Below are 23,216 nucleotides of genomic sequence, written 5' to 3'. Positions count from 1 at the left end.
AAAAATCAATCCCTAAATTTCGACGATTACATTCGACAAAACCCGCAATCTCTATACTTGCGGGCTTTGTCGTCAGGTTGATTCTATTATTTTTTTACTTCCTCTACTACTGCTCCAATGAATCCTTTAAAAAGTGCCTGTGGATTCGTTGGGCGTGATTTAAATTCAGGGTGGAATTGACATGCAATAAACCAAGGATGATCGACAATTTCAATTGTTTCTATCAAACGACCATCAGGGCTTGTACCAGAAAAAATAAATCCGTTATCTTCCATTTGCTGCCTGAAATCGTTGTTGAATTCAAAACGGTGACGATGACGTTCGTACACTAAATCTTCATTGTATGCGGCCTTTGTGTTTGTACCGTCCTTTAACTTACAAGGGTAAATACCAAGTCTAAGAGTACCACCAAGATCAGATATGTTTTTTTGCTCTGGCAGCAGGTCAATAATAGGATAAGGTGTTTGAGGGTCAATTTCTGCTGAATGTGCACCCTCTAAGTTTAGTACATTTCGTGCAAACTCAACCGTTGCAAGCTGCATTCCTAAACAAATACCGAAGAAAGGTATCTTATTTTCACGTGCATAACGGATCGCTTCAATTTTACCCTCGATGCCACGATCTCCAAAACCACCTGGCACAAGAATTCCATCAACACGTGATAATTCGTGCTTGATTGTTTCTTTATCCATTTTTTCCGCATTTATCCAATGTACGGTTACATCTGTATCATATGGGTAACCCGCATGTTTTAATGCTTCTACTACTGACAAATACGCATCCGGTAACTCTACATACTTCCCAACCAATCCGATGGTAATTGTTTTGGACAGATTACGAACTTTATTTACCAGTTGCTTCCACTCATCCATATCAGCTGGTCCACATGATAACCCGAAATGGTCGCATGTTAATTGATCAAGTTGTTGTTCCTGTAAAGCAATTGGTACTTGATACAGGATATCAGCATCACGCATTTCAATAACTGCCTGTTCATTAATATCACAGAACAAGGCGATTTTCTCTTTCATATCCTTGCTAATTGGCAATTCTGTACGCAGCACGATAGCATCCGGCTGAATACCTAGTGACCGCAATTCTTTCACACTATGCTGGGTAGGCTTTGTTTTCATCTCGCCTGCTGCCTTTAGATAAGGTACAAGGGTACAGTGGATATACATCACATGTTCTCTTCCTATATCACTTTTAATTTGGCGGATGGCTTCTAGAAATGGCAACGATTCAATATCGCCAACAGTACCACCAATTTCTGTTATAACTACGTCTGCTTTAGTAGCTTGTCCCGCCCGATAAACCTGCTCTTTTATTTCATTTGTAATATGTGGTATTACTTGAACAGTTCCACCTAAATAATCGCCTCGACGTTCTTTTTTAATAACACTGGAGTACACCTTACCTGTTGTGATATTACTGTATTTATTTAAGTTAATGTCAATAAAACGTTCATAGTGACCAAGGTCGAGGTCTGTTTCAGCTCCATCTTCTGTTACAAAAACTTCCCCGTGCTGATAAGGACTCATTGTTCCAGGATCAACGTTAATGTATGGATCAAATTTTTGAATGGTTACTTTAAGCCCTCGGTTTTTCAATAAACGACCTAATGATGCTGCTGTAATTCCTTTTCCTAGTGATGAAACTACGCCGCCTGTTACAAAAATGTATTTAGTCAACTTGCATCCCTCTTTCTATTATCCTTATCATTTCAAACTTTAGCTATATTATTGCTAAAAACAAAAAAAGCGTAAGCAAGTACAAATATATAGAATTGTCTACTGTACGTACTTTCATAACGTCCGGTTAAGGGCACCCTATCTATAAGGGAACCGATACCCCGCTATTAGAAAACTTGGCTTATCGCCAAGCCTTAATGGCCACTTAGTTGCACTTATGCAGTAAGAAAGGATTTATACTTTCTTACCTGCTAAAACAAGAAAAGCGCTCCCCCACTATATAGGAGGAACGCTTTATTAACGTAAAATTCAAGAGCCCAATAAAAATTGTAGCATAAGCGATGAAAAAGTCAAGCTTACTTTTAGTTATTTTTTGGTCTTTTTTTGGTCTTTTTCTTCGTCGTCTTCATCATCATCGTCTTCTTCATCTTCGTCGTCATCGTCATCGTCAAAAAGATCATCGTCATCGTCATCATCTAAGTCGTCTGCTAACTCTTCGATATCCTCGTCAACGATGTCCAACTCTTCTTCTTCCTCATCAAAATCTTTTGCTTTCTTCTTTGGTTTCTTTTTAGCAGCCGGCTTCTTTTTCTTTTTCTTAGGAGCAATAGCAGTTAATTCTTCATCACGCTGATCAACAGGATACCAGGTTTTTAATCCCCATAAGTTTGATCCCGTTGTCATAAAGCGACCATCAATATTTAAATCTGTATAAAACTGTGTAATATTTGTTTCTTTTTCTTTTTCGTCAAATCCTTTTAAATCTGCAATCTTTTTGAAAATATCTCTGAAGTTTACTGCTTTCTTCTTATCCAATAAGATCAAATTTGCTAATTCAATCATGGACATTTTCGAGATCTCCTCGTGGCTGTATTTTTTCAAGCTCACGGTAATGCACTCCCTTTATATGTAAAAGTATTCTTTAATAGTTTCCTTGTATTTACCATATCATACATTATAAACAAACATATACCAAATATGCTAGAGAAATACACAAAAAGTTGAGAAAACATGGATGTGCTTCCCAACTTTTTGTTAAATTTCTTCAAAACGCTCCCGGCCCAGGAGCCAAACAAGGGAGTTGAGCGTCAACTCAAGGAAGTCGAGCGAACCATCCAGAAAGTTGAGCGGCACGACCAAAAAGTTGAGCGGCAATACAATAAAGTTGAGCGACACGGGCAAGAAGTCGAGCGTCAACACAAGAAAGTTGAGCGACCTGGCCCAGGAATCCACCTTCACGGCCCAAAGCTTACGCATGTCGCCGCTAACCAAGCCTTCTACGCTTTTCTTTCCTGTCTAGCTTCGACGCCTTGGGGTTCGCGTCGTAAGCAATTGACACTCCGAGCACTAAGTTCAAGTGCTCTACGGTCTCTTGCTTACGCGTTTCACCCCAGACCAGGCGCTTCCGCTTTTCTTTCCTGTCTAGCTTCGAAGGCTAGCGGCTCGTGTCGTAAGCATTAGACACTTCGAGTGGGTAAACCATCCACTCTTCGGTCTTCTGCTTACGCATGTCGCCGCTGAGCAAGCCTTCTACGCTTTTCTTTCTGTCTAGCTCCAGCGCCCATTGGCTAGTGCCCTTCCGGCTCCTCCTTACGATAAGTCAACATCGAATCGCTCTCGCTCTTCGTGTTTCCTTTATCTAATACGGTTCCGTCCAGGGCATACGCCAATAAACGGGCGCTTCCGCTTTTCTTTCTACATATTCCTTCTGTACTGTCCGCCTACTTGGTAGAGGGCGTTGGTGATTTGGCCTAGGCTTGCTACTTTTACTGTTTCCATCAGCTCAACGAATATGTTTCCGTCGTTTGCGGCAACTTCTTTGAGTCGTGTGAGTGCTGCTTCGGTGTGTGCTTCGTTTGCTTGCTGGAATTTATGCACTTCAGCAATTTGGTGTTCTTTTTCCTCGGTTGATGCGCGTGCAATTTCCATTGAGTTAACTTCGTCTTCTGATTGTGGAGTTGGATTGATATATGTGTTCACTCCAACAATTGGAAGTTCTCCTGAATGTTTTTTGCCTTCGTAATAAAGGGATTCTTCTTGAATTTTTCCTCGTTGGTATTGGCGTTCCATTGCACCAAGTACACCGCCGCGGTCATTCATTTTTTCAAATTCCTGCAGTACTGCTTCTTCGACAAGATCTGTTAACTCGTCAACAATAAATGATCCCTGCAAGGAATTTTCATTTTTTGTTAAACCGAATTCTTTATTAATAATCATTTGAATTGCCATTGCGCGACGCACTGATTCTTCAGTAGGTGTGGTGATGGCTTCATCATAAGAATTGGTGTGCAAGGAATTACAGTTGTCCTGGATTGCTATTAACGCTTGCAAAGACGTACGAATATCATTAAAGTCAATTTCCTGTGCGTGCAGGGAGCGTCCGGAAGTCTGGATGTGATACTTTAGTTTTTGACTTCTTTCGTTTGCTCCGTATTTGTCACGCATCGTAATTGCCCAAATGCGACGTGCAACACGCCCAATTACTGTGTATTCTGGATCAAGTCCATTTGAGAAAAAGAAGGACAAATTTGGTGCAAATTTGTTAATATCCATTCCCCTGCTTAAGTAATACTCGACATATGTGAAGCCATTAGCTAATGTGAATGCCAATTGCGTAATCGGGTTTGCTCCAGCTTCTGCAATATGATACCCAGAAATTGATACAGAATAATAGTTTCGTACTTGTTTATCGATAAAGTATTGTTGAATATCGCCCATCATCCGCAATGCGAATTCTGTTGAAAAAATACATGTGTTCTGGCCTTGGTCTTCTTTTAAAATATCAGCTTGGACCGTACCACGAACAACTGCTAATGTATCTTCCTTCAATTGTACGTATTCTTCCTCATTCGGGCTACGATCGTGTTCTTCCTTAAACTTATCAACCTGCTGATCAATTGCTGTATTAAAAAACATTGCCAAGATTATTGGTGCTGGTCCATTAATGGTCATCGATACAGACGTCATTGGATTCGTTAAATCAAATCCATCATAGAGCTTTTTCATATCTTCCAACGTACAGATATTCACACCACTTTCACCAACTTTCCCGTAAATGTCCGGACGTGGCGCTGGGTCTTCTCCATAAAGTGTTACAGAGTCAAATGCAGTCGATAGACGTTTTGCATCGCCGTCTTTTGCAAGGTAATGAAAACGACGGTTTGTTCGTTCAGGAGTACCTTCTCCAGCAAATTGACGTGTAGGGTCTTCTCCTTTTCTCTTGAAAGGAAATACACCTGCAGTAAACGGAAATGAGCCTGGAACATTTTCCTTCATCAACCATGTTAGTCGTTCGCCCCAATCAGCAAATCTCGGGAAAGCAACTTTAGGAATTTTTATACCTGAAAGTGATTCAGTGACGATATCCATTTCAATTTCTTTATCTCGCACGGAAAATTTCATGGTATCTTTAGCGTAGCTTTCTTTCAAATCATCCCAATTACCCAACATCTTTTTAGCTTCAGGTTCGAGCTTTTCTTCATAGGATTCAATGGTTTGATCAATCGTTTGAATAACTTCATCATTATCAATTGTCTCTTTAACACCTTGCAGTTGATAAAGCTTGCGTGCAATCTCACTTTGACTTTCAGTTTTCTTGTGATAATTACGTATGTGCGTACCGATCTCGCGTAAATAATGACGACGCTCATTCGTGATGATCATGTTTTGCTTTTCTGCAATAATATTGCGCTCAAATCTGATGTCACTGTTCCAGTCATACTTATCATTCAATGTATCAATTAGGGATGCAAAAAGTGCGTTAGTCCCTGCATCATTGAATTGACTTGCAATTGTTCCAAAAACAGGGAATTTAGTTTGGTCCTGATGAAACAGCATGCGGCTTCGCTCGTACTGTTTACGAACTTGGTTCAACGCATCTTCAGAACCATTTTGTTCAAATTTGTTGATAACAATAAAGTCAGCGAAGTCAATCATGTCAATTTTTTCAAGTTGGGATGGTGCACCAAACTCGGCTGTCATCACGTACATCGACAAATCAGTGATTTCTGTAATTGCAGCGTTACCTTGACCAATTCCGCTTGTTTCTACAATGATAAAATCATAGCCTGATGCGCGCACAACATCGATAACATCCTGAATTGCTTTTGAAAGCTCGCTTTTAGAATCACGCGTTGCAAGAGAACGCATAAATACACGATTTGTAAATATAGCGTTCATTCGAATTCGGTCACCTAATAACGCTCCACCTGTTTTCTTTTTCGTTGGATCAATTGAAATTACAGCAACCTTTTTGTCTGGAATTTCATTGATATAGCGTCGTATTAATTCGTCTGTTAATGAACTTTTACCAGCTCCACCTGTACCTGTAATACCTAATACTGGCGTGTTTTTTGTTGTTTTTTTCTGAAGTGATTGAAGGACTTGTTGTTTCTCGTCTTCCGTAACTTCACTGTTTTCCATGTATGTGATAAAGCGAGCCATTGCCTGGCGATCACCATCAATTAGTTTATCCTGATCTTTTTTCACATCAACTGGTGGTATGAAATCACATTGCTCCAGCATACGGTTAATCATGCCCTGCAGGCCGTATTTACGCCCATCTTCTGGAGAAAATATCCACGCTACCCCATAATCGTGCAGTTCTTTAATTTCGCGTGGAATAATTGTTCCTCCACCACCGCCATATACTTTAATATGATCAGCACCAAGTTCCTTTAACAAATCAACCATGTATTTAAAATATTCCACATGGCCCCCTTGATAGGATGACATTGCGATTCCTTGTACATCTTCCTGAATCGCAGCGTGAACAACCTCTTCTACTGAGCGGTTATGCCCTAAGTGAATAACCTCTGCACCACTTGCTTGCAAAATTCGTCGCATGATGTTGATCGAAGCATCATGTCCATCAAATAAACTTGATGCCGTTACAAAGCGAACTGGATTAGTTGGTTTGTAAACATCTACTTGTTCCATCATCAAGCCTCCCATCTATTTTTTAACTATTTCATAGGCTGTATGTTTGTTAGATTCAAACCTTGCATAAGGTAATGAATTTGACGGTCGATGTATTCTTCCAGCGTAAACTGCTTTTGCAGCATCCACCTTCTAAAGCCCCACATCTGACCTTGAATGAATATATTGTTTGCCAAAAGCTTTGCATCCTGTTCAGGAACTGCATCTGACAAGCATGTTACAATCACACGCTCAAGCATTCCTACCATGTCGCGTTCTTTTTGCAGCACATATGCTTTTGTATCTTTTTCTAGTGATTTGACCTCTTGGTACATGATAATTACTTCTTCCTGCATTTCGTCCATCAATAAAAAATATGATTTTATAACACTGACAAAATTCTCAACTGACGGATCCTGCAAGTCTATCGTCGCTTCTAAACGCTCTCTAACTTGCAGGTAGATCGAGTCACAGACAAGAAATAATACATCTTCCTTTGTGCGGATGTATTCATACAACGTACCAATACTAAACCCGGATTCTTTGGCAATTTCACGTGTTGTTGTCCGGTGAAAACCTTTTTCCTTAAAAAGGCTGATTGCGCCTTTAATCATTTGGTTACGCCTTTTTTCAATTAAGTCCTGGTCTTTTACAGAGGAAAGGATTTGTTTTTGGGTCATTTAGTTTACCCCTTCCTTTTTCCATTTTTGGAACCAATCAATGGCCTGCTGGTATGGATCACTGTCTTCGTCAATCGGCGAAAAATCTTCATTGGCTTCAATAAAGCCTTTAACATCACGCCATATTTCTTCGCGAAGCAGTTCATAAACCTCGTGTTTCTGTTGACTCGAGCGACGTTTTCTGCCTTCATCTGTTGCATATAAAAAATCATGGTGTTCGTTTATTTTTTCCCACAGCTTATCTATCCCCTTGTTCTCCGTACTGATGGTTTTAATAATCGCTTTCTCATGATTTTCTGTCGCTGTCATCATCACGAGTTCCCTTAAGAGTGCTTTAAGTTTACCGTAGCCTGGTAAGTCACCCTTATTAATGACAAACAAATCGGCTATTTCCATGATGCCAGCTTTGAAAATCTGCAGCACGTCCCCACTGTTTGGTGTTAGAACAAGTGCTGTTGTATCCACTACCTTCATAATATCCAGCTCAGATTGACCAACACCGACAGTTTCTACGATTACTACATCAAACCCATAAGCATCGCAGATACGTAATGCGTCTTTGGTAGCTCGAGCAAGACCCCCAAGGCTCCCCCTGGTTGCCATACTTCTGATATAGACGCCGTCATCTGTAAAGTGCTCATTCATTCGGACGCGGTCACCCAGTAACGCACCACCAGAGAACGGACTTGTAGGATCAACAGCGATTATTGCAACTGTTTTTCCCTCACTGCGAATTTGGGTAATTAACCGGTTCACGAGGGAGCTTTTGCCTGCTCCTGGGGGACCGGTTATTCCGATAAAGTGTGCATTTTTTTCCATGGAAAAAACTTCACGCATGAGTGTTAGCTTTTCTGGGTGATCGTTTTCAACCATGGTGATTGCTTTTGCCAATGCTCGTATATCGCTATTTTTCATCCGCTCTACCAGATTGTGCATAAGGGGGTACATCCTTTCTTGCTTTTAAACGTGATTATTACTTCGTAAGCATTCTTCCAATAACAAGTCGTTGGATTTCGTTTGTGCCTTCATATATTTGCGTTATTTTAGCATCTCGCATGTAGCGCTCTACTGGATAGTCTTTTGTATAGCCATAACCACCAAATACCTGCACTGCTTCAACGGTAATTCGCATCGCTGCGTCCCCAGCAAATAATTTGGACATTGCTGATTGTTTCCCGTATGGCAAGCCATTTGATTCGAGCCATGCCGCTTGATAGGTTAGTAGGCGGGCCGCTTCAATGTCAGTTGCCATATCTGCTAGTTTAAAAGAAATACCTTGGTTCTGTGCAATTGGCTTACCAAACTGTTCACGCTCTTTTGCATAATCAACGGATGCATCAAGTGCTCCTTGGGCAATTCCAAGCGCTTGAGCTGCAATACCATTACGTCCGCCATCTAGTGTCGACATCGCAATCTTAAATCCTTCACCTTCTGCTCCAAGCATGTTTTCTTTAGGAACACGGCAGTTCTCGAAAATTAATTCGGTTGTAGGTGATGAGCGGATGCCCAATTTCCGTTCTTTTTTACCAAATGTAAATCCTTCCGCACCTTTTTCAACAATGAATGCACTGATTCCCTTATGATTTGCATCAGCATCTGTTTTAGCAAAAACTAAATAAATATCTGCAACGCCACCGTTTGTGATCCAGACTTTACTGCCGTTTAGAATGTAGTCATCGCCATCTTTCTTAGCTGAAGTGCGCATAGAAGCTACGTCACTACCTGCACCAGGCTCAGACAATGCATACGCTCCCAATGCTTCACCCGTCGCTAGACGCGTAAGGAAGTTTTGCTTTTGTTCTTCATTTCCATAAGTAAATATCGGCCAGCTGCAAAGTGAAATATGAGCAGATAGCGTCACACCTGTAGATGCACAAAGACGTGAAAGTTCCTCAACTGCAATTACATAGCTTACATAATCCGCTCCGATACCACCGTATTCCTCTGGCCACGGAATTCCTGTTAAACCAAGTTCAGCCATTTTATCAAAAATCTCACGATCAAAACGCTCTTCTTCATCACGTTCTGCAGCAGTCGGTTCTACTTCCTTTTTTGTAAAATCACGGACCATTTTGCGAAGCATTTCCTGTTCATCAGTTAGTTTAAAGTTCATTGTTGTATATCCTCCCTAATCTTTTAATAAATGTTTTGCAATGACTATATGCTGGATTTCACTAGTACCTTCATAGATTTCGGTAATCTTTGCATCACGGAAAAACCGTTCTGTCGGATAATCTTCTGTGTAGCCATACCCTCCAAATATCTGCACAGCCTCAATTGAAGCCAGCCTGGCTGTTCTCGATGCATGAAGTTTTGCCATCGATGCTTCCTTATTGCACGGAACACCTGCCTGAACCATTGATGCTGCCTGATAGACTAGTAGTTTTGCAGCTTCCACATCTGTTGCCATGTCTGCTATTTTAAACGAAATCCCTTGATTTGTCGCGATAGGCTTACCAAATTGTTCACGTTCTTTTGCATATTTAACAGAATGCTCTAAAGCCGCTTCACCGATTCCCAATGCCTGGGCTGCAATTCCTATTCGACCAAAGTTTAAGTTCGCCATAGCAATGTTAAATCCTTCTCCCTCTTTCCCGAGAAGCTGTTCCTTTGGTATGATACACTGGTCAAAATTTAACTCTACTGTTTTTGTTCCGTGTAATCCCATTTTCTTTTCCGTTTTACCAATTGTCAGGCCAGGTGTATCTTTTTCAAGAATAAATGCACTGATACCTTTTGCTCCGGGTTCATCACTGGTTCGAGCGAAAGTAATATACGTATCGGCCACGCCACCATTTGTAATGAATACCTTTGACCCATTAAGAATGTAATTATTGCCATCCTTTTTTGCTCTTGATTTCAAGCTTGCAGCGTCGGATCCTGCACTGGACTCCGTCAACGCAAATGCCCCTAAGTACTGACCAGTTGCCAGCTTAGGTAAATACTTCTGTTTTTGTTCTTCTGTCCCAAAATAAAAAATTGGATTCGTACCAACGGAGGTATGAACAGATAAAATAACACCAAGTGCTGCACTCACTTTTGAAATCTCATGGATTGCAATTACGTAAGATGTAAAATCCATTCCACTACCGCCATATTCTTCTGAAATCGGGATACCCATTAGGCCAAGCTCACCCATTTTCTGGACCAACTCCTTAGGATGACGGTCTTCTCTTTCCATTCGTTCTACTTCATTCGCAACTTCCTTTTGTGCAAAATCACGAACCATCTTCCGCATCATTTCCTGCTCATCAGTAAAATTCATAAATCCACCTCCCTGGGGTCTTCCCCCTGTTGCATTTGTGCTTTTTTGTTAGTTTAATTTTGGTTTGTCCCCGTGCGCGGTAGCTCTGGCCCGCGTGATTTCCTTACCTAGTACTGGTAAAAGCCTCGGCCGCTTTTTTTGCCTAACCAGCCTGCTTTCACATATTTGCGTAGTAATGGACATGGGCGATATTTACTGTCGCCGAACCCTTCATGTAATACTTCCATGATATAGAGGCATGTATCGAGACCGATAAAATCAGCTAACTCCAGCGGGCCCATCGGGTGATTCATGCCCAACTTCATCACTGTGTCCACGTCCTCAACGGAAGAAACGCCTTCGAAAACAGTATAAATTGCTTCATTAATCATCGGCATTAAAATTCGGTTCGCAACAAATCCAGGAAAGTCCTCAACCTCGACAGGAACTTTGCTGAGCTTATTCGTCATTTCTTCAATTGCCTGGTATGTTTCGTCACTAGTTTGCAGCCCACGAATAATTTCAACTAACTTCATCACAGGTACAGGATTCATAAAATGCATACCAATTACCTGATCGGCTCTTTTTGTAACCGCCGCAATTTCAGTTATCGGAAGTGATGATGTATTGGAAGCTAAAATAGCTTGCTGCGGAGCAATTTTATCAAGCTCGCCGAATACCTTTTCTTTTACATCCATATTTTCAACAACAGCTTCAATTACCAGGTCACAGTCATGTGCATCGTTTAAGCTGTTGGAAGCAGCTAAACGGTTTAACGTAGCTGTTTTATCTGATTCGCTGATTCGTTCTTTTTGAACTGCACGAGTCAACAGCTTTTCAATTCGCTCCATCCCTTTATTAAGTGCATCTGTGTTCATGTCATTTAGTAACACGTCAAATCCAGCCTGCGCGCAAACTTGCGCAATTCCGCTTCCCATTTGACCTGCACCTATAACCATTACTTTTTGTATTCCCATGGCTTATGCCTCCTTGGTATATGTATTTTTATAATTAGTTTATTACGTTTGTTTTCTGTTTGCGGATGTAGGTGTGGGTTGGTTTTGTGATTGTTTGAACCATTAACCTTTGATTTTCGAGCACCAACCTGATGAAATCGAGCACCTCCACCATGAAATCGAGCATCAATTAATTGGTGCTCGATTTTTTTGATTGGCGCGCGTTTCTTCGTGATTGGTGCTCGTTTTTACGAATTGGCGCTCGATTTCCACACTTTTATGCTCGATTTTAACCCTTCACCCCTGATCAGTCGCCTCCGCTTTTCTTTTGGCTAGCTGTGGCTCCTAGCGACTAGCAAATAGATTAGTCCTTTTACAAGTACGTACAGTTCGACGCACTTTCCACAGGCCCATCTATTCGTACGTCGCTGATCAGTCGCCTCCGCTTTTCTTTTATACTTCTACTAGTATTGCGTCGCCTTGGCCGCCTCCGCTGCAGATTGCTGCGATGCCTAGTCCACCGCCTCGGTGTTTTAGTTCGTGGATTAATGTTAAAATAATGCGGCTCCCGCTTGCTCCGATTGGATGTCCAAGTGCGACTGCTCCACCATTTACGTTAACCTTTTCTGGATCTATTCCTGCGATTTTTCCACTTGCAAGTGACACAACTGCAAATGCTTCGTTAATTTCATATAAGTCAATATCATCTTTTGAGTAACCTGTTTTTTCAAGTAGCTTATTAATAACAAGTCCTGGTGTTTCTGGGAAGTCTTTTGCTTCAACTGCTACTTCAGCATGACCTAGCACAGTTGCCATAGGCGTTTTTCCTAATTCTTTTGCTTTTTCATCTGACATTACAACGAATGCAGCGGCTCCATCATTGATTCCTGGTGCATTTCCGGCTGTAATCGTACCGTCTGAACCAAATGCTGGGCGTAATTTTGCCAAACGCTCTACTGTAGTATCTTTTCGTGGTGCTTCATCTGTATCAATTACAATAGGGTCACCTTTACGCTGTGGTACTTCAAGCGATACAATTTCCTCAGCAAATTTTCCATCATCGATTGCTTTGACAGCACGTTGATGAGAACGGTATGACCATTCGTCCTGCTGATCTCTTGATACCTCGTGTTTGGTTGCGGTGCTGTTACCATAATTACCCATGTGGACTCCTTCAAATGAGCATGTCAGCCCATCATGAATCATCATATCCTTGACGGTTTTATCACCCATTCGGTTACCCCAACGAGCATCAGGCAGAAAATATGGTGCATTGCTCATGCTTTCCATTCCACCCGCTACAATCACATCTTCTTCTCCCAGGCGAATTAATTGATCTGCTAATGTTACACTGCGCATGCCAGAAGCACATACTTTATTAATTGTTTCCGTTTTTACATTCCATGGCAGACCAGCTGCTCGTGCTGCCTGGCGTGAAGGGAGTTGTCCTTGACCGCCTTGTAATACAGTTCCCATGATTACTTCGTTTACATCAGTTTCGGCTATACCTGCACGATTAAGTGCTTCACGTATTGCCTTCCCGCCTAATTGTGATGCGGTAAACGGCTGTAATGCTCCTCCAAATTTTCCAAATGGTGTACGTGCTCCAGATACGATAACAGTTTTTTTCATTATTTTCCCATCCCTTTCTGTTTAAAAAATTAATATTGGCAACGCTTTCTTTATTTTCTAAGTATAGATTATAAATCAAAATGCTTCACTCGATTGAACGCTCGCTCAGGTTTACAACTAAAGTTTAGAGAGGTAAGTGCTACCTCTCTAACTTGTTAAGCTGTTTTCACTTGTTCCTCGGCAAACACGGATAATGCAAGAATTTCAGCAACATCCATTGTTGAGATATCTTCTTCTACTTCTTTTGCTTTCGTTCCATCACTTAGCATCGTTAAGCAATATGGACATGCACTTGATATCATCGTTGGTTTTACCTGTATAGCTTGTTCAGTACGCGAAACGTTGATACGGTTACCTGTCGTCTCTTCTGACCACATGAGTCCTCCACCAGCGCCACAGCACATTCCGTTTTCACGGTTGCGGTCCATCTCTACTAATTCGAGACCTGGAATTGAATGCAGGATTTCACGTGGTGGATCGAATACGCCGTTATATCTTCCCAGGTAACAGGAATCATGATATGTCAGACGTTCATTAATTTCACCATTTGGCTGTAATCTACCATCCATTATAAGATCGTAAAGCATTTGTGTATGATGGTAGACCTCAGCTTCATAACCAAAGTCAGGGTACTCATTCTTAAAGATATTATATGCGTGCGGATCGATTGTTACGATTTTTGTTACGCCGCTTTTTTCAAATTCTTTAATATTCTTCTCGGCTATCTCCTGGAATAAAAACTCATTCCCGATGCGGCGAGCCGTATCTCCTGAGTTTGCCTCTTTATTACCTAAGATAGCAAAACTGACTCCAGCTTGATTCATCAATTTCGCAAATGATAAAGCAATTTTTTGGCTTCGGCTATCATAAGCCCCCATTGAACTTACCCAGAATAAATATTCAAACTCTTTTTCTTCTTTTTTCAATTCTTTTACAGTTGGAATATATACTGATTCGTCCAGTTCACGCCATTTGATGCGATCTTTTTTTGATAATCCCCATGGGTTTCCTTGACGTTCGATGTTCATTACAGCACGTTGTTGATCCTGGTTCATTTTACCTTCCGTCATTACAAGATAGCGACGCAAGTCAATAATTGTACCCATATGTTCATTCATAACCGGGCAAGCTTCTTCACAAGCACGACATGTTGTACAGCCACTTATCTCTTCTTCTGTAATAACGTCACCAATCAGGCTAATGTCCTGTATGCTCTTTTCACCGGATTCACTTCCACTTGCCAACTGATTTCCAGCTGTTCCAGCAAAAGCATAAGATGGAACCCATGGTGACTTTCCAGTAACCGCTGCACCTTTGGCAGTCAGATGATCACGTATTTTAACCATAAGATCCATTGGTGACAGCATTTTCCCTGTCCCTGACGCAGGGCAGACATCTGTACAGCGTCCACATTCTACACAGGCATAAAAATCAATCATTTGGAACTGTTCAAAGTCTTCTACTTTTCCTACTCCAAATGAAATCTCATCTTCATTTTCTTCTGCATCTTCATCTATATCAAAATTCAACTTTTTCAATTTACCAGGTACTCGTTTACTTAAAAACACATTAACAGGCGCAGCAAGTAAATGCGCGTGTTTCGATTGTGGTACATAAACCAGGAATGTCAAAATCGTTATGGTATGCACCCACCATGCTATATAGAACAGAACCATTGCCGCAAGTGGACTTAACCAACCAAATGCAAGAGCTACTAAACTAGCAATCGGTTCCGTCCATGCCGCTTCATGTCCATGCCAGATCATTGCAAATCCGTTACCAAATAAAACAGATAGCATCAATGTACCAATAAAAATCAATACCAGCCCTGCTTTAAAACCCCGTTTTAAACGGACAAGTTTTTCAATGTAACGACGGTGGAACGCCCAAACAACAGCAACCAGAATCGTTAACGTCACTATTTCCTGGAAAAATGTAAAGGCAGGGTATAACGGTCCAAATGGCAGGTGATTTTCCGGAGAAAGACCCTTGATAAACATATCAAGTGCACCAAATTGAACGAGTATGAAACCATAGAACATCATGACGTGAATGGTTCCAGACTTTTTATCCTTCAATAATTTTGCCTGACCAAAAACAATTGTACCTATTCGACGGAAACGTTCCTTGAAGTCCCTGTCAAACTCTGATTTCTGTCCAAGCTTAATGTATGCAATACGTGTTAATACAACTCTAGCGAATAAATACAGGCCATAGATGACGATAGCTATAAAAGCCACCAAGTTTAATAGTAAAAATGTATCCACTATTCGCTCCCCCTTTAAATTCTGATGTACTGTCAAAATGTTAGCGATTGCATTTCTTTTTTAATATATATGACTAAAACCAAAAACTATCTTAGTAATCTACTATACTACTATCTAGTTTAAACATGAATGATCATTCAGTCAACATAATTATAGGGAAATATTTATTTTAGAAACAAACATAGGCGACTGCTTAACCGTTTAAAAAGATTGACTTCACGAAACTTACCTTATACTTACTGGTATAGTTCGCTTTCTTCTTCCATACACGGGATAAGCGTCGCAACTATATTAAATTCTTATTCCAATTTTTACCTATCACCTACATTTTTTCTGGTGCAGTAACGCCAATTAATGCGAGCGCGTTGGATGTGGTTATTCTAACTGCATCCATTAAAGCCAATCTTGCTTTTGTTAATTCCTGATCATCACTAAACACTTTTTCAGCATTGTAAAAGCTGTGTAATAATGTTGCCAGATCAAAAACAAACTGGGTTACTTTATGTGGTGTCCGCTTAACTGCTGCATCTGCAACAATTTGAGGGAATTCGCCTAACTTTTTCAATAGATCTGTTTCTTTTTCTGTTGTTAACAATGTGGCATCAAAATCTTTTCCTGGCACAAAGCCTTTTTCCTCACCCTGTTTAAGCATTGTACAAATTCTCGCATGTGCATATTGTACATAATAAACTGGGTTCTCACTTGATTGTGATCGAGCCAAATCCATGTCAAAATCCAGGTGTGAGTCATTGGAACGTGTTACGAAGAAATAGCGGACAGCATCAATTCCTACTTCCTCCATTAACTCGCGTAACGCAACTGCCTTTCCAGTCCGTTTACTCATCTTTACCTTTTGGCCATTTTCAAACAAATTTACCATTTGGATTGTTTTAACTTCAAAGTCATCTTTGCTGTAGCCAAGTGCCTGGATGGCCGCACGCATTCTGGGAATATAACCATGATGGTCAGCTCCCCATACATTAATCACTTTTTCATATCCACGTTCAAATTTATCTTTATGGTACGCAATATCAGGTGTTAAGTACGTAAAGCTTTCATCCTGTTTAATCAACACACGGTCCTTGTCGTCATCAAAGTCGGTTGAGCGGAACCATGTTGCACCATCTTTTTCATATGTGTAATTTTTATCCTGTAAGATCTTTAGTGTTTTTGAAATCTTGTCATCTGTGTATAAAGACGTTTCTGAGAACCAGTTATCAAAATTCACTCGGAAGTCTGCTAGGTCTTCTTCAATTTTGCCGATCTCATAGCTTAAGCCATATTTTTTAAAATACTGAAGACGTTCTTCCTGCTCTACATTTGCCCATTTTTCACCAGACTCTGCAGCTAACTTCCTTCCTACTTCGATAATATCCGCGCCATGATAACCATCTTCAGGCATCTCTACTTCTTTTCCTAATGCCTGCAAGTAGCGTGCATTGATGGAAATTGCCAGTTTATCAATTTGATTCCCAGCATCATTAATATAGTATTCACGTTCTACATCAAAACCGGAAGCATCAAAAACATTACAAAGTACATCCCCAAATGCAGCACCACGAGCATGTCCAAGATGTAGGTCACCTGTAGGGTTTACAGAAACGAACTCGACTTGAACCTTCTCGCCTTTCCCGGTATTTGTTTTTCCATAACTTTCTCCCGCTTCAAGAATTGTTGAAACCAGCTCGCCAAGATAAGTATTTTTCATAAAAAAGTTAATAAAACCTGGTCCAGCAATTTCTACTTTTTCAATTGAAGCTTTCGTGTTATCGAGTGAAGCTACAATCTCCTCGGCAATTTGACGAGGGGCTTTCTTTGCAATTCGTGCTAACTGCATAGCTATATTAGAAGCAAAATCACCATGTGCTTTGTCCTTTGGTTTTTCTAAAATGATAGCTGGCAGTTCACTCTCTTCTGCAAGATTAGCTTTGACAACAGCGACTGCTATTTCTTCTTTTAACGTTTGTTCTGTTTGCGCAAGTATATTCACTTGGGGTCCTCCTTGATTAGTAGGGTCAATTGATGATTACGTTCATCTTGTCCATTTAATTTTACGGTAAATGCTATGGTCAGCTTCCCCTGGTCGTTACCTGTTGGAGCTTGGTAACCAAGTTTTTGCGTATATGTTTCCATTTGTATATTCACGTGTGGATGCTTAAAAACGTTCTCTGTCTTTTGATTGACGTGAAATTTCTGGTGCATTGTAATGTCACCTGATCGTTTAATACTGACTTTATCTTCATGAATCGTTATTAAGTTTTTTATTAAAAGATCATCATTTTTCTCTTTGAATGTAATAACGTCCATGTTATTTCGTCGAAAGAAATCACCTGTAAAATGCGTTGTGGTTTTTTCAGTCTCAGCCTTATCGGAAATTTCCATATGAAGTGTACCTGAAACTGTTCGATGCTGTGCTTCCATTCTATCGCTCCTGATTATTACGTATAATGTCTTATTATACCGATAAATGAAGGTCGATATCAATATATAGGTGTGAATTATTTTTGTTGACTGGGTTTGACTTGTTAATATGGTTGATAATTCTCAGGTGACAGTTGATTCTGGGCGCTCTTGTTAAAAGTAGACTCTTTTCACAAGTTTTGTTACTTTTTAATCCTCTCAGTTGATACAAACTGTGGAGTAACTTACCGCTACGGAAATACACTACGCTTTCCGCGGGAGGCTGGTGAGCCTCCTCGTGCTGCGCACTGCGGGGTCTAACCTATGCCTTTCCTCCCGCAGGAGTCTTCGTGTTTTTCCTCCGCTGGCGTAGTACTGATAAACGACCCTCCAACTGAACTGACTGATTTACGCTGCGGTCAGTCGACACCTCGATAATACAGTTCCTTCATCGTGTGATGTAACATTGCCGAAGTCTTCCTTGGACTGCATGACTAGCAAGTGTCTAAATACCCTGCAGTTTACCAAGGGATCACCTGTTATCTAAGAATATCAAAAGTCGCGGCCACGGGATCATCCGTTATCCAAGAATAGTGGTGGATTTTTCGCAGCTTAGTTAGCTTTCTCTTCAAGGGAGGAAATGTACCATTAAAACACAGACTTCTTAGTGTAGGCAGAATGCGAAGACTCCTGCGGGAACAGCGCGAGTCCGAAGGCCCCGCAGAGTGGTTAAATAATGAGGGCCGACTAAGACCGTCCTTTGCGGACAACATCGGCATACCCCTTGTCGGGGCAAGGAGGCTGAGGCCGTGCCCGCGGAAAGCGAAGTATTCTGCCGGAACGGCGGCTAAAGAAATTTTCATTAGTTCGCATTCTACAGATTTATGTCAAAAACAACAATCTTTAAAAAACAGTCTAATAGTAAAACCACTATGTGAAAAAATCAGCACATAGTGGTTTGTTTAACCGTTTTTGCTTTTTTATAGCGCGTGTTCAAAAAGGAGGATAAAAAGGACCGAGAAGTTCGAGGCAGCGTAGTTTTGAGTAGCGGAACGTATGGTATTAATACGTGAGCAACGGAAAAGCAAGCTAACGAAGAAATTCGATGTGTCATTTTTACCGGACTTTTTGAACATCCTCTTATACCCAGCCGAGTAGCATTTCTCGTACGAACTTGCTTGCGGCGATTGCTGTTTGTTGTGATGGATCGTAAGCTGGTGCGACTTCGACTAGGTCTGACCCAATCACTTCGACATCAGAATCTGAAATTAGCTGTATTGCTTCTAATAGTTCTTTTGACGAGATTCCGCCTGCTTCAGCAGTTCCAGTACCTGGCGCAAATGCTGGGTCGAGTACATCTATGTCAATCGTTACATAAACCTTGCGTCCACTTAATGTTGGCAAAATTTTTCGTAGTGGTTCGGCTACATCAAATTTCGACATGTGCATGCCGCTCTCTTTTGCAAATTGAAATTCCTCCCGCATTCCAGAACGAATCCCGAAAGAATAAACATTTTCGGCACCAATCAGCTCACAGACCTTACGAACAGGTGTTGAATGTGACAGGACTTCCCCCTCGTATTCCAGACGCAAGTCAGCGTGTGCATCAATATGTATAAACGCCATGTCTGGATGTTTGCGATGCATTGCTTTTATTACCGGCCATGTTACCAAATGCTCGCCACCAAGTCCGAGTGGAAACTTGCCAGATTCTAACAGCTTATCAATATATTCTTCGATCATCCCAAGGCTTCGTTCAGCGTTACCGAACGGCAGTGGAATGTCTCCAGCATCAAAAAAAGCAACCTCTTCCAAGTGCTTGTCCATGTAGGGGCTGTATTCCTCAAGGCCAATTGATGCTTCCCGGATTCTACCTGGCCCAAAGCGTGATCCCGGTCTGAAACTAACAGTCCAATCCATTGGCATTCCATAAATGACCGCACTAGCATTTTCAAAATTTTTCTGGGACATGATAAAAACTTTACCTGAATATGCTTCATCAAACCGCATGGTGACACCTCTTTTCTATTCGGTAAGATCTTTGACGAATCTTGGTAATGCAAACGATGCAAAGTGAAGCTCTGGTGTATAATATTTCGTTTCAATATCAGTAAACCGTTCTTCTTTTACTTTTAACGGATCATGAATTTTGCTGCCCATTGTAAACGTCCAAAGCCCACTAGGATAGGTTGGAATATTTGCTGTGTATAGTTTTGTTACAGGGAAAATCTCTTTCACATCATGAAAAACCTGGTGAATTAAGTCCGCTTTAAACCATGGATTATCCGTTTGCGCAACGAAAATCCCATCATCCTTAAGCGCACGGGAAATTCCTGTATAAAAACCTTGTGAAAATAAATTAACTGCTGGTCCAACTGGTTCTGTTGAGTCAACCATGATTACATCAAATTCACGTTCACTCTTCGCAATGTACATAAATCCATCATCCACCAATACTTCAACGCGAGGATCATCAAGTGAGCCGGCAATTGACGGAAGAAATTTTTTCGAGTACTCAATTACTTTTCCATCGATATCAACCAGTGTCGCTTTCTCTACTGACTTGTGCTTAAGCACTTCTCGTATAACACCTCCATCACCACCTCCAACTACCAACACACGCTTCGGATTTGGATGCGTGAACAGTGGTACATGCGCGACCATTTCATGATAAACAAATTCATCTTTTTCTGTTGTCATAACCATATCATCTAAAACTAGCATATTGCCCCATTCTTCTGTATCAAGCATTTGCAATTCCTGAAAGTCTGTTTGTATTGCTACAAGAGTTTCTTTGACTTTGGCAGTAATTCCAAAATTAGCTGTTTGTTTTTCTGTAAACCAAATACCCATAAATCACATCTCCTATTCTGGCAAACAACAGGTCTAACCTGCATGATTTTTCTATGACCTGAAACAGTAAAATTATAGTGAAATTCGTCAAAAAAGCAAGTGTTTTTTTAGATTTTTTTCAAAAAGGTTACAGGTAATTTTCTTTGACTATCAAACAAAGTTAACTGTTTTCTATTTTTAAAGTTTATTTCTTACTATCTTTTCCCATAATGATACTAATGTACACATTAAAACGTTCAGCCTACTTAGCTGATTTTTCATGAATTTAAGATTTTTATCTATTCACCATGAAACCTAACAATTGGAGCTAATGCCTATGAAGGAATTTTTGTTAAAATACAAGCTTTTGAGCGGAGTAATTGCGTTAATCACTCTTATCCTTCTCTCACTTGCAGGGATTTATTTCACAAGCTTTTTGCTAGGTCCACCACCACTTAAAGCGGCACAGAACACGATTTATTATAGCGCAAGTGATACTGTTATTGGCGAAGAAAAAGGAGCGGAAAGTCGCTACTGGGTTGACCTCAATGAAATGAATCCAGCTGTAATTCAAGCTACACTGGCTATTGAGGATCAGGATTTCTATGAACACAACGGCTTTGACTACTCACGTATCGTAAGCGCAATATTGAAAAACACAAAAAATATGGCTCTTGTCGAGGGGGCTAGTACGTTAACACAGCAATACGCACGGAATTTGTATTTGTCCCATGATAAGACATGGGCCCGAAAAATTAAAGAAGCATTTAATACTGTTCGTCTGGAGATGTATTATAAAAAAGACACCCTACTGGAAGGTTATTTAAACACGATTTATTATGGCCATGGCGCTTATGGAATTGAGGCAGCTAGTCGGTATTTTTTTAATAAATCAGCGGACGAGTTAACACTTGCTGAAGCAGCTATGCTCGTCGGTGTTCCTAAAGGTCCAACTTATTATTCTCCTTTTAATGATTTGCAAAATGCTACCAGCCGTCAAAAACAGATTCTTTATGAAATGAAGAGTCAAGACGTAATAAGTGAGCGGGAATATTTTTTAGCGACACACGAAAAGTTAGATTTTGCTGAGCCTAGGAAGGAAACTAAAGAATTTGTCGCACCATATTTTAAAGATACGGTTTTAATTGAAGCAACGAATAAGTTAGATATAGACAAGGAAAAAATCCGTTCTGGAGGATATAAAATCTACACAACACTAAATGTTGGCATGCAAAAACAATTGGAAAAAGAAATTAGCCGTACAATTAAACCTGTTAGCGGAATTCAAATAGGCGCGCTTGGGATGGATCCTGAAAACGGAGCTATTCGTGCACTTGTTGGAGGACGAGATTACGGAAAAAGCGAATTTAACCGGGCAATTCGGGCTAAACGAATGGCAGGATCTGCTTTCAAGCCATTTTTGTACTATGCTGCACTAACAAATGGCTATACTCCTGCAACCATGCTGATGAGTAAGCCAACAACATTTGAACTAGCTGACGGTAAAGTCTATCAGCCGAGTAATTTCAACGGTTACTATGCCTATAAGCCAATTACATTAGCACAGGCGCTTGCTTTATCTGATAATGTTTATGCCGTAAAAACTAACCTTTTTTTGGGTGTAGACAAGTTAATTGATTCTGCACGAAAATTTGGGATTGATTCCAAACTACCGCCAGTCCCTTCACTTGGTTTAGGAACAGCATCAGTTTCTGTTGAAGAAATGGTTACAGGTTATGGCATGCTGGCAAATGGCGGGGAACAGATTAATTCCCATACAATCAGAAAAATAATTGACCGGAATGGCGACGTCGTTTATCAAGCGCCTAAGAAAGACGGGGATCAAATTTTAGACAAGAAAGAAGTTTTTATCCTAACTAATCTTATGAAGGGTATGTTTAATCATTCACTAGATGGCTATATGGCGGTTACTGGATCAGCTGTTATCGATGAATTAACAAGAGATTATGCTGGAAAATCAGGCACAACCGTATCTGATAGCTGGATGATAGGATTTAGCCCCAGTTTAGTTACAGGTATTTGGATGGGTTACGACGATAATCGTGATTTGTCAAAAGCAGCCGAAAATCGCTATGCAAAGGATATCTGGGCAGGCTTTATGGAAGCGGCTCATAAAGGCAAGCCTGAGGTTAACAAAGATATACCAGATGGAGTTGTAGGTGCTTGGATAGACCCCGTATCTGGTCAACTAGCAACTTCTTATTGCCCGAGTGGAACCCTTATGTATTTTGAAGAGGAAAATGTACCTGTCAGTCATTGCAACGTCCACTTTGCACAAGACGAAGACGAGCAGGGAAAAGAGACGAAGCCACCTAAGGACGATAGCAGAAAGGGTATTATGGAGCGAATATTTGATTACCTGTTTTGATGAGATTATTAGCTTCGGGTTAACTTTTGACGCAAAATCTATAGACTGCGACGTAATTCACCGCTTCGGAAATACACTACGCGCACCTTAGGCAGGCTGGTGAGCCTCCTCGTGCTGCGCACTGCGGGGTCTAAACTATGCCTTCCCCCCCGCAGGAGTCTTCGTGTATTTCCTTCGCTGGAGCCGTTCTAAACATACGACCATCATG

General features: G+C 40.8%; 16 protein-coding genes. 1 reads left to right on the top strand and 15 read right to left on the bottom strand.

All coding sequences use genetic code 11. The features are described from left to right. Positions 1-86 precede the first annotated feature (86 nt). The 15 genes from ACOI1D_RS11490 to speE all read right to left on the bottom strand — a co-directional run bounded on the left by ACOI1D_RS11490 (position 87) and on the right by speE (position 20,640). Positions 87-1,691, bottom strand: a complete 1,605-nt coding sequence (locus ACOI1D_RS11490; RefSeq protein WP_422501430.1) for a CTP synthase — start codon at positions 1,689-1,691, stop codon at positions 87-89. A 366-nt stretch (positions 1,692-2,057) separates the two neighbouring features. Beyond that, on the bottom strand, positions 2,058-2,540 hold the full coding sequence (gene rpoE / locus ACOI1D_RS11485) for a DNA-directed RNA polymerase subunit delta (protein ID WP_422501429.1): 483 nt from the start codon (positions 2,538-2,540) through the stop codon (positions 2,058-2,060). A 186-nt stretch (positions 2,541-2,726) separates the two neighbouring features. Continuing rightward, positions 2,727-2,948 carry a hypothetical protein gene (locus tag ACOI1D_RS11480; protein WP_422501428.1) on the bottom strand — a complete coding sequence of 74 codons (222 nt, stop codon included), beginning with the start codon at positions 2,946-2,948 and terminating at the stop codon, positions 2,727-2,729. Positions 2,949-3,386: 438 nt separating this feature from the next. Further along, positions 3,387-6,629 carry a fused isobutyryl-CoA mutase/GTPase IcmF gene (gene icmF / locus ACOI1D_RS11475; protein WP_422501427.1) on the bottom strand — a complete coding sequence of 1,081 codons (3,243 nt, stop codon included), beginning with the start codon at positions 6,627-6,629 and terminating at the stop codon, positions 3,387-3,389. A gap of 26 nt (positions 6,630-6,655) precedes the next feature. Continuing rightward, the gene (locus ACOI1D_RS11470) at positions 6,656-7,288 is read right to left on the bottom strand and encodes a TetR/AcrR family transcriptional regulator (protein WP_422501426.1); all 633 of its coding nucleotides are present in this window, start codon (positions 7,286-7,288) and stop codon (positions 6,656-6,658) included. Next, positions 7,289-8,224, bottom strand: coding sequence for a methylmalonyl Co-A mutase-associated GTPase MeaB (gene meaB / locus ACOI1D_RS11465; RefSeq protein ID WP_422501425.1), 936 nt, complete (start codon positions 8,222-8,224; stop codon positions 7,289-7,291). 37 nt (positions 8,225-8,261) lie between these two features. After that, positions 8,262-9,401: an acyl-CoA dehydrogenase gene (locus ACOI1D_RS11460; protein WP_422501424.1), complete on the bottom strand. Its 1,140-nt coding sequence runs from the start codon at positions 9,399-9,401 to the stop codon at positions 8,262-8,264. A gap of 15 nt (positions 9,402-9,416) precedes the next feature. Beyond that, entirely contained in the window at positions 9,417-10,553 is a 1,137-nt protein-coding gene (locus tag ACOI1D_RS11455; RefSeq protein ID WP_422501423.1) for an acyl-CoA dehydrogenase, read from the bottom strand. Between the two features lie 107 nt (positions 10,554-10,660). After that, positions 10,661-11,509, bottom strand: coding sequence for a 3-hydroxybutyryl-CoA dehydrogenase (locus ACOI1D_RS11450; protein ID WP_422501422.1), 849 nt, complete (start codon positions 11,507-11,509; stop codon positions 10,661-10,663). 432 nt (positions 11,510-11,941) lie between these two features. Next, the gene (locus ACOI1D_RS11445) at positions 11,942-13,120 is read right to left on the bottom strand and encodes an acetyl-CoA C-acetyltransferase (RefSeq protein ID WP_422501421.1); all 1,179 of its coding nucleotides are present in this window, start codon (positions 13,118-13,120) and stop codon (positions 11,942-11,944) included. Positions 13,121-13,275: 155 nt separating this feature from the next. Next, the gene (locus tag ACOI1D_RS11440; protein ID WP_422501420.1) at positions 13,276-15,387 is read right to left on the bottom strand and encodes a (Fe-S)-binding protein; all 2,112 of its coding nucleotides are present in this window, start codon (positions 15,385-15,387) and stop codon (positions 13,276-13,278) included. A gap of 322 nt (positions 15,388-15,709) precedes the next feature. Continuing rightward, positions 15,710-17,377 (bottom strand): arginine--tRNA ligase, encoded by a 1,668-nt coding sequence (gene argS, locus ACOI1D_RS11435; RefSeq protein WP_422501419.1) that lies wholly within the window; start codon positions 17,375-17,377, stop codon positions 15,710-15,712. Continuing rightward, positions 17,374-17,808 (bottom strand): DUF1934 domain-containing protein, encoded by a 435-nt coding sequence (locus tag ACOI1D_RS11430; protein ID WP_422501418.1) that lies wholly within the window; start codon positions 17,806-17,808, stop codon positions 17,374-17,376. Before ACOI1D_RS11430 ends, argS begins: the two co-directional genes overlap by 4 nt. Before the next feature lie 1,119 nt (positions 17,809-18,927). Further along, a complete protein-coding gene (gene speB / locus ACOI1D_RS11425; protein WP_422501417.1) occupies positions 18,928-19,797 on the bottom strand; it encodes an agmatinase in 870 nt (289 codons plus the stop codon). 15 nt (positions 19,798-19,812) lie between these two features. Further along, complete coding sequence (gene speE / locus ACOI1D_RS11420) at positions 19,813-20,640, bottom strand: spermidine synthase (protein ID WP_422501416.1); 828 nt, start codon at positions 20,638-20,640, stop codon at positions 19,813-19,815. Between the two features lie 316 nt (positions 20,641-20,956). Between speE and ACOI1D_RS11415 the strand changes: the two genes are divergently transcribed. Further along, complete coding sequence (locus tag ACOI1D_RS11415; RefSeq protein ID WP_422501415.1) at positions 20,957-23,008, top strand: transglycosylase domain-containing protein; 2,052 nt, start codon at positions 20,957-20,959, stop codon at positions 23,006-23,008. Positions 23,009-23,216: the final 208 nt, after the last annotated feature.

Source organism: Virgibacillus sp. DJP39 (assembly GCF_049310925.1).
Classification (GTDB): domain Bacteria; phylum Bacillota; class Bacilli; order Bacillales; family Amphibacillaceae; genus Virgibacillus_F.
The sequence above is the reverse complement of the archived record's forward strand: the minus strand, read 5'-3'. Positions and strand labels throughout refer to the sequence as shown.